14 protein-coding genes are annotated in these 12,143 nt (G+C 41.3%); 4 read left to right on the top strand and 10 right to left on the bottom strand.

All coding sequences use genetic code 11. The annotated features are described in order from the left end of the window. Positions 1-44: 44 nt before the first annotated feature. Genes Q0192_RS13460 through Q0192_RS13450 form a run of 3 tightly spaced genes read left to right on the top strand, consistent with a single transcriptional unit; the run spans position 45 to position 2,041 of the window. Positions 45-1,340 carry a M20/M25/M40 family metallo-hydrolase gene (locus Q0192_RS13460; protein ID WP_299290009.1) on the top strand — a complete coding sequence of 432 codons (1,296 nt, stop codon included), beginning with the start codon at positions 45-47 and terminating at the stop codon, positions 1,338-1,340. Positions 1,341-1,394: 54 nt separating this feature from the next. Then, positions 1,395-1,592 carry a hypothetical protein gene (locus Q0192_RS13455; protein ID WP_299290008.1) on the top strand — a complete coding sequence of 66 codons (198 nt, stop codon included), beginning with the start codon at positions 1,395-1,397 and terminating at the stop codon, positions 1,590-1,592. Continuing rightward, the gene (locus tag Q0192_RS13450) at positions 1,589-2,041 is read left to right on the top strand and encodes a hypothetical protein (RefSeq protein ID WP_299290007.1); all 453 of its coding nucleotides are present in this window, start codon (positions 1,589-1,591) and stop codon (positions 2,039-2,041) included. Before Q0192_RS13455 ends, Q0192_RS13450 begins: the two co-directional genes overlap by 4 nt. Before the next feature lie 9 nt (positions 2,042-2,050). On the opposite strand, the gene Q0192_RS13445 is transcribed toward Q0192_RS13450, so the two are convergent. The 8 genes from Q0192_RS13445 to Q0192_RS13410 form a co-directional block, all read right to left on the bottom strand. Continuing rightward, complete coding sequence (locus tag Q0192_RS13445; protein WP_299290006.1) at positions 2,051-2,548, bottom strand: GNAT family N-acetyltransferase; 498 nt, start codon at positions 2,546-2,548, stop codon at positions 2,051-2,053. Between the two features lie 5 nt (positions 2,549-2,553). After that, complete coding sequence (locus Q0192_RS13440) at positions 2,554-3,249, bottom strand: ABC transporter ATP-binding protein (protein WP_299290005.1); 696 nt, start codon at positions 3,247-3,249, stop codon at positions 2,554-2,556. A gap of 187 nt (positions 3,250-3,436) precedes the next feature. Next, complete coding sequence (locus tag Q0192_RS13435; RefSeq protein ID WP_299290004.1) at positions 3,437-4,909, bottom strand: DUF5687 family protein; 1,473 nt, start codon at positions 4,907-4,909, stop codon at positions 3,437-3,439. A gap of 62 nt (positions 4,910-4,971) precedes the next feature. Continuing rightward, a complete protein-coding gene (locus tag Q0192_RS13430; RefSeq protein WP_299290003.1) occupies positions 4,972-5,100 on the bottom strand; it encodes a hypothetical protein in 129 nt (42 codons plus the stop codon). A 105-nt stretch (positions 5,101-5,205) separates the two neighbouring features. Continuing rightward, positions 5,206-5,352 carry a type II toxin-antitoxin system PemK/MazF family toxin gene (locus tag Q0192_RS13425; RefSeq protein WP_299290002.1) on the bottom strand — a complete coding sequence of 49 codons (147 nt, stop codon included), beginning with the start codon at positions 5,350-5,352 and terminating at the stop codon, positions 5,206-5,208. Positions 5,353-5,355: 3 nt separating this feature from the next. Then, positions 5,356-5,610, bottom strand: a complete 255-nt coding sequence (locus Q0192_RS13420; protein WP_299290001.1) for a hypothetical protein — start codon at positions 5,608-5,610, stop codon at positions 5,356-5,358. A 72-nt stretch (positions 5,611-5,682) separates the two neighbouring features. Continuing rightward, complete coding sequence (locus Q0192_RS13415; protein WP_299290000.1) at positions 5,683-6,963, bottom strand: replication-associated recombination protein A; 1,281 nt, start codon at positions 6,961-6,963, stop codon at positions 5,683-5,685. Between the two features lie 99 nt (positions 6,964-7,062). Next, positions 7,063-8,238, bottom strand: a complete 1,176-nt coding sequence (locus tag Q0192_RS13410; RefSeq protein WP_299289999.1) for an esterase-like activity of phytase family protein — start codon at positions 8,236-8,238, stop codon at positions 7,063-7,065. 80 nt (positions 8,239-8,318) lie between these two features. Here Q0192_RS13410 and Q0192_RS13405 point away from each other — a divergent pair, with 80 nt between their 5' ends. After that, positions 8,319-8,948: a DNA-3-methyladenine glycosylase 2 family protein gene (locus tag Q0192_RS13405; RefSeq protein WP_299289998.1), complete on the top strand. Its 630-nt coding sequence runs from the start codon at positions 8,319-8,321 to the stop codon at positions 8,946-8,948. Here the strand turns inward: Q0192_RS13405 and Q0192_RS13400 are convergent. Together Q0192_RS13400 and Q0192_RS13395 are read right to left on the bottom strand one after the other, a co-directional pair. Further along, a complete protein-coding gene (locus Q0192_RS13400) occupies positions 8,941-10,185 on the bottom strand; it encodes a Mur ligase family protein (RefSeq protein WP_299289997.1) in 1,245 nt (414 codons plus the stop codon). The genes Q0192_RS13405 and Q0192_RS13400 overlap by 8 nt on opposite strands. Positions 10,186-10,200: 15 nt before the next feature. Beyond that, on the bottom strand, positions 10,201-11,565 hold the full coding sequence (locus Q0192_RS13395) for an ATP-grasp domain-containing protein (RefSeq protein ID WP_299289996.1): 1,365 nt from the start codon (positions 11,563-11,565) through the stop codon (positions 10,201-10,203). Positions 11,566-12,143: the final 578 nt, after the last annotated feature.

The raw sequence follows: 12,143 nt of genomic DNA, 5'->3' as shown, positions 1-12,143 counted from the left end.
TCGCTTTCACCTTTCATCATCTTTGCTATTATTCTTTCTCCTTTATGAAATTTAAACTGCTGCTGCTATTAATCGGAATAAATTGCCAGACCTTTGCTCAAAAACCCGAACAACTAATTGTTAAAGCCGATGTGGAACGCGTGATCAAAACACTTTCGGCAGATGATATGCAAGGCCGCGCAACCTTTACGCCTGGCATCGAAAAAGCAGCACGTTTTATCGAAAACGAATACAAAAACATCGGTTTGCTGCCGCTTACGGGCAATAAAGATTACCGCCAAAATTTTAGCATGTACAAAAGCACGCCGGTAGAAGTTTCAGCTTCCATTGGTAATACAATTGTGCCAAAAGAAAACGTAACCGTGCAAAGTAGTTCTGCTTCGTTTAATTGGAGCAATGATGCAGATGTAGAAATTGTAAAAATTAGCGCTGAAAAGAATTTCAGGACAGAATATTCCAAAATCATCAGCAGCAATAAAAAAATGCTGGTACTGGTTGACCCGCAGTTTGAAGCTTTGTTTAAACGCATTGCAGCACGCAACAACAGCGGCAACGTTAGCAAAGAACTAAACACCAACAAACAATTGGTTTTTGTTCTGGGCGATTTTACCGATGTAAAAGCTTATGCCGTAAAATATACCGGCAAAGTAGAAAAACTGCCTTTGTTTAACATTGCAGGAATGATCCCGGGAAAAATCAAGAAAGAAGAATACGTGGTTTTTTCCGGCCATTACGATCATTTAGGGATTATAAAACCGGTTGCAGGCGATTCGATTGCCAACGGCGCCGACGACGATGCCAGCGGAACAACAGCCGTAATTGAACTGGCCAAATACTACAAAAAGCTGAACAACAATGCCCGTACTTTAATTTTTGTGGCTTTTACGGCCGAAGAAATAGGAGAATATGGTTCAGCTTATTTTGCCACCCAAATTGACCCGATAAAAACAGTAGCGATGTTTAATATCGAAATGATTGGCAAAGCTTCTAAATTCGGAGAAAATACTGCTTTTATCACCGGTTTTGAGCGTTCTGATTTCGGCACGATTTTGCAGAAAAACTTGGAAGGCACCAACTTTAAATTTTATCCTGATCCGTATCCCGAACAAAACTTATTTTACCGCAGTGATAATGCTTCGCTGGCCAAAGTTGGCGTTCCGGCGCACACCATTTCCACCGATCAGATTGATTCGGACAAATTGTACCACAGCGTAAAAGACGAATTCAGTTCGTTGGATGTAAATAATATTACGGCAACCATTCGCGCCATTGCTTTAAGTTCGAGAAGCATTGTGGATGGAAAGGATACGCCGAAACGGATTCCGAAGTTGGAGGAGTAGAATTTTTCTCTTCAATCAACCTAAAACACATTTTTGTTTTTAGTATATTTAAGTATGGAAAGAAAAATGGCAATGGTAGTTAACCATGTAAAAATGGAAGATGAAGATTATTTGGATGTTCAATTCTGGAAATCTAAAAGTTTAACAGAAAGACTTGCAGAAGTTACCAGATTAAGGGTTAACTACTATACTTGGTTAAATGGCTTTTATCCTGAAAAAATTGAAAAAGTAGTATCCCAACGAACTTTATGATTTTTGAAAAGGACTTTGTAGATTTTATTGAATTATTAAACGCTCATCAAGTTGAGTATATGATAGTTGGTGCTCACGCCTTAGCTTTTCATGGACAACCAAGGCATACTGGTGATTTGGATATATGGATTAAGCCAAGCATTGAAAATGCCGATAAAATGGTGGAAGTTTTAAAAGATTTTGGATTTGGTTCTTTGAGACTTGCCCAAAAGGATTTTGTAAAGGAAAACCACGTTACACAATTAGGTCATCCTCCTTTAAGAATAGACATTTTAAATTCTATATCCGGTGTTGATTTTGATGATGCATACAAAGGAAAAATAGATGCAGAAGTAGATGAACTTAAAATTTCGTACATCAACATCACTGATTTTATTGCAAATAAAAAAGCATCAGGAAGGGCAAAAGATTTAGGAGATATTGAAGCATTGAAAAAGAAGCCTAAATAAAAACATATTCTACACCTTCTTCTCCATCACAAAATCCGTCAGCAAAAATTTCCCCAACGGCCGGTCTACTTCTTTTACCACCTTAAAATTTAGCTTTTCATAAAAGTTGCGGGCTTTGTTTTGCCGGTGGACATACAATTGTAAAATGCTTTTTCCGGCTTCGCGCGCTTTGGTTTCAACGGTATTGATGAGCAATTTGCCGTAGCCTTTTCCCTGCATTTCGGGCAAACAGTAAATTTTTTCCAGCGTCATCAATTGCGGGTTTTCCTGATCTGCAGAAAAAGCGGTAAAACCTATGGAAACATTATTTTCTGATAAAATCAAAAACGTTTGTTCCTCATTTTCTATCTGTAAACGAAGCTTGTCTTCGTCATAAATCTTATCCAACATAAACCGAATTTGTTCTTTGCTTAAAATTTCGGCATACGTTGGCCACCATATTTTTTCTGCCAGTAAACGAAGCATGGGCACGTCATCGGCAGTGGCATATCGAAGTGCTGTTTCCATCTCAATCAAACCGCAAAATAGCTTTCCAGTTCTGCCAGCGTGTTTACATCGGTACGGATATCTTTGATGATCCGGCCTTTTTCCATCAGCAAAATGCGCTGGCAAACATCGGTTACGTGGTTTAAATCATGACTGGAAACAATCGTGGTCATACTGTTTTTATCACCTAAATTTTTGAGCAGGTTTTTCAAGCGGATTTGTGTGGTTGGGTCAATGTTGGCAAAAGGTTCATCCAGCATTAAAATTTCGGGGTTTTGCAGGAGGCAAGCCGCCACTCCAACTTTGCACTGGTTTCCTTTTGAAAGATCGCGGATGTATTTGCCTTTTTGTAAAATCTCACCGTTAAAAAAATCAGTCAGCATGGCCAGCTTTTCATCCACATAAACCTTGTTTTCGTTGTGCAAACTACCAATGAAATAAAAATATTCTTCGGGCGTGAGGTAATCAATCAAAAAGCCTTCATCCAGGTACGAAGCGGTGTAATTTTTCCAGGTTTCATCGTGCATCACATTTTTTCCGTTGGATAAAACCTCGCCGCTTTCGGGCCGTATCAAATCCAAAATCATGCGGAAAAGTGTGGTTTTGCCCGCGCCGTTGTTGCCCACCAAACCAATCGTTTCGCCTTTTTGGATATGCAATTCAGGAATATCAACCACCATAACGCCGGCGTAAGTTTTTGTTAAGTTTTTAATTTTGATCATAGAAATTGTTTAAATTTTTTTATCCCTCTTTTTTCAGGTTGATGCTTCTTTTACCACCTAAAAATGTGAGACATTGGTTTTTAAGTTGAGATAAGGCAGACACCAAATTTTACCCGGTAAAAGAAGCATGGCATTTTTTTATGGTACAAATTCAAACCGAACCCTAAAAATTTAGACTGCTTTATAATTATTTGTTTCTGAAACCTTCGGCAATGGTATATTTTTTTTCGTAAAAATCCGCTTCCAATTGTTTAATCCAATAGCTGTGTGTTAGTACAAACAGTATTCCTGTCAGCCCGATCAAAATCAACCCAAAATCCGGATGGCCTAACCATTTGCAGGGCAAATAAATTAGGTAAGGACATAAAATTAACGGCAAACCCAGCAGCAATTGTGTAGCGCCAACACCTTCCCAATTAAAAGATGCGCCTTTAGAAAGGTCAATGCGCCTGTAGTTCCGGTTGGCAAAAAAGAGTACGATGACGGTATTTACGCCGATATTCCACAAATACATTACAAAATGGATGAAAATAACGTGCCAGCCAAAATAAACGTAAGGCAACGTGAGCAGAAAAGCCAGCGTAGAAACGGTGGTAAAGAGTAACAATTTGGCTTTCAGGAAATCCGTGAAACTAATTTTACTGATTAAAATGCCATCAAAATGCGAGGCTTGCCAGCTAAACATAAACTGCCCGTAATTGATGATGAAAAGGCCGGTCATAAAAATTGCCGGAAACAGTTTCATGCTGTCACTATAGCTTTTGTTGGTGTAAAACAGGATGCCGTAAAACAGGAAACCACCGGTCATCACGATGGAAGACCGGCTTCTTTTATTCCTTAAAATCAGTTTGATTTCGTTAGAAACCAGATCGCCAACTTTACCAAAACGGCTGAAAAACGGGATGTTGGTACTACTTTTATAAATAGTTTTTTTAGACCCTAACTCTTCGAGGTACAAATTATTTTTAAGGTAACTGAAGTTGATGTAATACATCAGCGCAGCCAAAACAACCGGCAGCAAAACATAATAGGGATGCTGTATCAAACCGTTAAAAAACGCAAAAGAGATGTTGCGGATAGAATACCAATGCCAGGAAAAATCGGCCAGGCCCAACAATACCAGCAGAAGCGCAAAACCAACATAAACCCAGCCGTTTAAGTTTGATTTCCGCTTGATAAACAAACTGAGATAGTTGTTAAAAACCGTAAAACCGATGACGGCAATGATGAAAAGCAAAGCGGTTGTGTGGCTGGCATCAACCCAAATCACCTTAAAAATGAAGGGTAAAAACAGTATGATAGGCCACAAATTAAAAAACGAAAGCAGCGAGGCGAACGACAAATACCGCACAATCGTATTTTTTTTGATGCGCAGATGCAAGTAAGGTTGAACCTGCAAAGTTGGCAGTTCCTGCAGTTGGAAACGCCAAAGCAAATCGGCCAAAAAATAATATAAAATGATTTTGCAGAAGGAAACAACCAGGTCTTCGTTTGGGAAAATGGCTTCCAAAACTTTGTCCATAAAAAAAGCAAGCGCCAGCACGTTTAGCAACAGGTATAAAATTAAAATACCCATCACCACTTTTACGGCGATGCTTTTGCCCGCACCCACGGTACGCAAAAAGGATTTGATTTCGTGCTGGATAAAAATGCTGGTCATAGGCGAAGGGATTTCGGCAAGTAATTTACAATTTTAAAAAGCGGAAGCAAGAAAATTAATCGTTATGATTGGAAAATTAAATGCTGCTTATCCAATTCAAAAACAGATTTGATCGTAGTTAATATCTCATCCAATTTTTGAATATCATCAACCTCAGCTATTTTTTTTAAGATCAACTCCTGTTCAATCACCAACACTTTTTTGCAATAAACAAATTGCGTAGAATGCGGCACTTTAAAAGGAACCGTTAAATGTTGGCTATTTATTTCAACAGCTAACGTTAGTTCTTTTATATTTTAAGTGGTAAGCTGAACAATAATCACATCTTTCGATGTTTGATTAACCAACGAATTAGAAACTACAATTCCGGGCCTTACTTTCGATCCTTGCTGATTGGTAAACGGAAAAGGCAGCAATACAACATCGCCTTGCTTATATGGCATCAGCTATTGGTTTTCGAGATAAGAATTCCAGTAACAATCATCTTCTTTGTCCCACAATTCTGTTAGCGATTGTGTTGATGCCTGCATTGATAAAGAAGTCATTTCCTTTTCTTCAGCATCAGAAATAGCATTCTTTTGAACATCTGTTTCTGTTGGAAAACTATCCAATTCTTTAAAAGAAAAATTTAGCGCATCAGCCATTTCTTTTAAAAGCCCAATATGTTTTTCGTTGAAGTTTTTTACAATCAAAGTCATCATAACTTACTATTTCAAAAACAAATTTACTTAAAGATTTTGTCGCGGTTGCAAAGTCTATACGATTTTTAAACCTTAATACTTATACTTCTCTTTCCACAAACTCTTCAATCGCTCTTTAAATTTCGTTTCGGCTGGGTTGTTGCCCGGCTCGTACAATTTTGTTCCGCTGATGGCATCGGGCAGATATTCCTGATCGGCAAAATTGCCTTCAAAAGCATGAGCATATTGGTATTCTTTGCCGTAGCCGATGTTTTTCATCAGTTTGGTTGGTGCATTGCGGAGATGCAAAGGCACAGGCAAATCGCCGGTTTGCGTTACCAATTGCTGTGCTTTGCCAATCGCTTCGTAACTGGCATTGCTTTTTGGGGAATTGGCCAGGTAAACAACCGTTTGCGAAAGGATAATGCGCGATTCGGGCCAGCCAATAACATTGACTGCCTGGAAACAATTATTGGCCAGAAGCAGCGCATTTGGATTGGCATTGCCTACATCTTCCGAAGCTAAAATCAACAACCTTCGGGCGATAAACAAAGCATCTTCGCCACCGGCAATCATCCTGGCCAACCAATAAACTGCTGCATTGGGGTCGCTACCGCGGATGGATTTGATAAAGGCCGAAATAATATCGTAATGCTGCTCGCCGGCCTTATCGTACAAAGCCATGTTTTGCTGCACGTTATCGAGTACTAATTTATTGGTGATGGTAATTTCGTCGCTGTCTAACGCATTTACCAAAAGCTCGAAAATGTTCAACAGTTTCCGCGCATCGCCGCCGGAAAGCCGGATCAAAGCTTCATATTCTTCGATCACGATTTTTTTGGTGCTAAAAACAGTATCGGTAGCAATCGCTTTTTGCAGTAAACCGATGAGTTCCTGCTCGGTCAAATTCTTTAAAATATAAACCTGACAACGGGAAAGCAAAGCCGAAATAACTTCAAAAGACGGGTTTTCCGTAGTGGCGCCAATCAGCGTAATGATGCCTTTTTCAACCGCGCCAAGCAGTGAATCTTGTTGCGATTTGGAAAAACGATGGATTTCGTCAATAAATAAAATTGGTTGCGGTTGTCCGCTTTTTTTCAGCATTGAAGCTTTTTCAATCACCTCGCGTACTTCTTTTACACCCGAATTTATCGCACTCAACGCAAAAAACGGCCGACTCAAGGATTGAGAAATAATATTTGCCAACGTAGTTTTACCAACGCCCGGCGGTCCCCACAAAATGATGGAAGGCATATTTCCAGATTCGATCGCTTTGCGCAAAACGGCACCTGCGCCAACCAAATGCTGCTGACCGGCGTAATCGTCCAAACTTTTTGGCCGCATTCGCTCAGCTAAAGGAGGTAAGTTATTCATCGGAATAAAATTCGAGATTATAAGACCGAAATCCTAATCCAAAAAACTATTAACAAAAGCACACATAAATTTATCCGATAAAAGAAGCATCAATAAAATTTATGGAATCACCTCAAACAGCAAAAACTGCGTTTTTTCCGTCTTTGCAAAGTTGTTATCCGCCACAAAAATGATTGTATGATGTCCGTTTGGCAAAGTCGGGCCAAAGGTTGCTCCTTCCACGTTATCAATATAGATTTTCAAATCATCCATGTTTAATAAAAGCTTTTTGCGAATCAAATGTTGCGGCGGATTTTTTAGGAGAGAAGCATTATCCACCACATTGTCCGCACCAGTTAAATCAGCCAGAAAAACGCGAATCACGCAACCTTCTTTCCCGTCAGAAAAAGAACGCTCGGTAACTAAAAGCTGGTTTTTGTTGATGGAAAGAATATCCGGGATTCCGTTTATTTTAAACCCGTTTTCAGGCTTTGCCGGATATGCAACCGGTTCAAGCTGGTAGGCATATTGCGCCGTGTTTTGCTTCGTTTTCCAATCAAATTTATAAATGCGGACCAAGGCATTGTTTGGTGTTACGTCAGCACGCGGCCCGTCCTGGTACAACGGTTCTTCCAGGTTTACGTACAGCGTTTGGTAGTTATCGGCAAAAGTCAAGCCTTCTAAAACGCCGTTTCTGCGTGGCCCGGTTTCTGTTGCGTGCATTTTTAAATTGTTGGGCAACGGCAAGGTGTTAATCAATTTCCCGGAAGTAGAAATGATATTTACAGCCGGGTCAATCAAAACTGTATCTCCTTGTTTTACAATGCGTTCACCTTCACTGCTCCAAATTAATTGATTGGTTTTGGGGTTATAGCGGATGGCTTCCGGGTCAACGGTTTCTTTGGTGTGCTGCTTCAAATCCGGGTACGGCTGGTTGTTTTGCTGTTTTAAAGTAGTTACCGCGATGAGTTTTACGCTGTTGATTTCTTTTCCGGCCAAGCTGATTTTAGCTGTATAAAAACGCGAAGGGTTGATCTCCGAACGGTCATCGCTGATGATATAATACACATCGTTTTTTGCATCGTAATCAATGCCTGATAAACCGCCGACTGTTGTATTTTGGTATTGCAGGTTGTACGGCAAATCGTATTCATCCAAAAATTTTAAGCTGCTGATGGTTGCCGATACTTCTTTTACCGGTACTTTTTTGAGGGAAGAACAAGCGGAAATGCAGCAAAAAAACAGTGCTAAAAACAGTATGGGTTGAAGGCGGTTGCAAGGATTAGTCGGAGTCATTCAAAATTATTTTAAATTGGTTGCTAAATTAAATCATTCTGCAACGAAGCATGTTCAATCTTTAACATTTAATACAGCCGATGCCCGCTTCATTCACCCAACAAAACCTAAACCAGCTTTGTAATGAACTCGCCAACCGCGATGCTTCTTTTAGCACCATAATTTCAGTGTACGGTTATCCACCTTTTTGGAGCAGGCCAAACACGTTTGAATCATTAGTACATATCATTTTGGAACAGCAGGTTTCGCTGGCTTCAGCTTTATCGGCACTGCAAAAACTGAAAGAAAAAATTGGCCAAATCTCCGCAGAAAACCTGTTGGCTTTAACTGATGAAGAACTGAAAGCCTGTTATTTTAGCCGGCAAAAAACAGTTTATGCCCGAGATTTAGCAGCAACTATTTTAAGCGGAAACTTAAAATTAGATGAACTGGTTTTGTTGCCAGACGATGAAGTTCGGACAAAACTGACCGCAATAAAAGGCATCGGCAACTGGACGACGGACATTTACCTCATCTTTATTTTGCATCGCACAGATGTTTTCCCAATTGGCGATTTGGCCGTTGTCCAAGCCATCAAACGAGTGAAAAACCTGCCGCCCGAAACTTCAAAAGAAAGGCTTCTGCAAATTGCAGAAGCCTGGAAACCTTATCGTACCATTGCCACCATGCTTTTATGGCACGAATATTTGAGTCGTCGAAAGGTTAAATAAACGTTCCGGCACGTTCTTTTTCCTGAAAACGCAGCACGACATCAATTGCATTATCAACCACATCACTCAAAGCAACAATAAAAGCGCTTGGTTTTGCCATCCGGATGGCGTGTTCAAACACATCCATTTCCCCGGGTGCAATTTCGTAGGTTGGTTTTTTTTCTGCCGATAAAACGCCTTCTTCCATCAGCTTTAACAGTTCTTCTTTTTTGCGGCCGCGCAAATGGTTTTCCTGCCGAAGGATGATGTGGTCAAACATTTCTGCTGCGATACGCCCAATTTCGCGGATATCTTCGTCCCGGCGGTCGCCGGTTGCGGCAATCAAACCAATTTTTTGCGGAGAATCAATGGTTTGCAAAAACTGTTTGATACCGTTAAAGCCATCCGGGTTGTGGGCGAAATCCACCATAATTTTAAAATCTTTAAACGGAAAAATATTCATCCGGCCGGGCGTTTGCGCTGCTGAAGGGATAAAGGTTTCGAGCGAAGTTTTGATATCTTCGGTACGGAAACCCCAAACAAAAGCTGTAAGCGTGGCCGCCAAAACATTTTGGATCATAAAGCTTACCGTTCCGCCAAAAGTCAGCGGGATTTGTGCTGCTTTTTGCACCCTTATTTTCCAACCGCCTTTTTTGATGGTGATGTAACCGTTTTCGTAAACGCAGGAAATATTGCCCAGGTTGGATTGCTGCACGATGATCGGGTTGTTTTCGTCCATACTGAAATACACCACATGGCAACCGGCCCTTTTGCCGATTTTAACACAGTATTCATTATCGGCATTGATTACGGCCCAACCGCTTTTTTTCACCGAATTGATCACTACTTCTTTTACCCTGGATAATTCATCAAGCGTATGGATATCGTTCAAACCTAAATGGTCTTCCTGGATATTGGTCAAAACGCCGATATCGCATTGGCCAAAACCCAAACCCGACCGTAAAATCCCGCCGCGGGCCGTTTCAAGCACCGCAAATTCGACCGTTGGATCTTTTAAGATAAATTCTGCACTCACCGGGCCGGTGGTATCGCCTTTTAACATCAACGTATTTTGAACGTAGATGCCATCCGAAGTGGTAAAACCAACCCGGTAACCGTTGTTTTTTACCAAATGGGCAATTAAACGTGTAGTTGTGGTTTTACCGTTCGTTCCGGTAATAGCAATAATGGGGATGCGGGCGGATTTGCCGTAAGGGTACAACATATCAATCACTGGTGCCGCTATATTTCGAGGCAAATCTGCGCTAGACGCCTAATGCATCCTGCAACCGGGCGCAGCATTTACTTCCAACACTACGCCGCCGTTTTCTGTTAAAGGCTGGGTAAGGTTTTTGGCCATGATATCAATCCCGCAAATATCCAAGCCGATGATGCGCGCAATGCGTTCGCAGAAAAAAATATTTTGCGGATGCACCATATCGGTAACATCAACCGAAGTTCCGCCGGTACTAAGGTTTGCGGTGGATTTCAGGAAAACTTGTTCGCCTTCGGGCGGAATGCTTTCTAAAGTATAGCTTCTTTTATCGAGTAAATCTAAGAGGTCGCGGTCAATATTAATTTCGGTCAGCACGTTTTCGTGTCCGTAACCACGCCGCGGATCGCTGTTTTCCATATCAATTAATTCCTGAATGGTTGATTTTCCGTTGCCAATTACATTTGCCGGAACGCGTAGTGCCGCAGCCACCATTTTATAATCAATCACCAAGATCCGGAAATCGTAACCGATAATAAACCGTTCTACAATCACTTTCCGGGAAACCTTTGCGGCATGTTCAAAAGCATCCAAAGCTTCCTGTTCTGTTTTTACGTTGATGGTTGCGCCGCGCCCGTGGTTGCCATCCAAAGGCTTGAAAACCAAAGGGAAACCAACTTTTCGGATGGCTTCGTGAACGCCTGCAACAGAAGTAACGGTCATGCCTTTTGCCACGGGGATGGCTTGTTCTTCCAGTAAACGTTTGGTTTCTTCTTTGTTGCCGGCCAAATCAACGGCAATACTGCTGGTGCGCTCGGTCATGGTTGCACGGATGCGCACCTGGTTTTTGCCATAACCCAATTGCACCAAAGATTGATTGTTTAGCCTGATCCAGGGAATATCATGGGCAATCGCTTCTTCTACCAAAGAACCTGTGCTTGGCCCTAAACGCGTTTGCTCGCGGATTTTTTTAAGCTGTTGGATATCTTCCTCCAAATCATAAGGCAAATTATTGATCAGTGCTTTAGCAATCCTGACGGCCGCTTCGGCTGCATAAACGCCTACTTTTTCTTCCTCATAATTAAAAACTACGTAGTAAACACCTTTGGTATGCGTTTCTCGGGTGCGGCCATAACCAGTATCCATGCCGGCCAAACTTTGTATTTCGAGGGCGATATGCTCAATCACATGCCCCATCCAAGTCCCTTCTTTTACCCTGGCAAAAAAACCGCCGGGCACACCGGGCGAACAGCGGTGGCTGTACAACGAAGGCATAAAAGCTTCCAGCCTTTCGTAAAAACCGACAATCGTATTAGTTGGCTGTTCTTCCAATTCCTCCAGGTCCAGGCGCATTTGTATCAACTTTTTCCGGTAAGTGCTCCAAATATTTGGCCCTTTCAGTACCTGAATCTTTTCAATCTTCATAAAATATATATGCTGTTAATGCTGTTTTTATACCTGTTTTTTTGTTGAAACACCTGCAATTAAATAAGTTTTTGAATATAAAATACAATTATCGTTCAACTATTCGTGCTGCGTGCCGTTATCTTTGGAAAAATACCTTTAATTTTTCATTGATGAGCATACCAACAGGCAAATTAGTAATTATAGGCGGTGCCGTTGACTTGGGTACGAACATCAGTGCCTTGGAAAACATCAAACAGCCAGACCACCTCCGGTTTTTTGAGCATGGAATTTTAAAACGGATCATTACAGAATCTGCCCATACAGAAAACTCTATTGTTGAAGTCGTTACCACAGCTTCCCAAATCCCGGAACTGGTTGGCGAAGAGTATATCAAAGCTTTTAACCAACTTGATGTGGAGAACGTAAACGTGCTGGACATCCGCAGCCGCGAAGATGCCGCCAACCCTGCTTATTTAGCACGCATCAAAAAAGCAGATGTGGTGATGTTTACCGGCGGCGACCAGCTTCGTTTAAGCTCTATTTTTGGCGGGACCGAGTTTTTATTTATCCTGAAAGACCGTTATTTACACGATCAT

Source organism: uncultured Mucilaginibacter sp., assembly GCF_937859865.1.
Classification (GTDB): Bacteria; Bacteroidota; Bacteroidia; order Sphingobacteriales; family Sphingobacteriaceae; genus Mucilaginibacter_A.
Note: the sequence above shows the minus strand (reverse complement) of the source record. Positions and strands in the feature narration are given on the sequence as shown.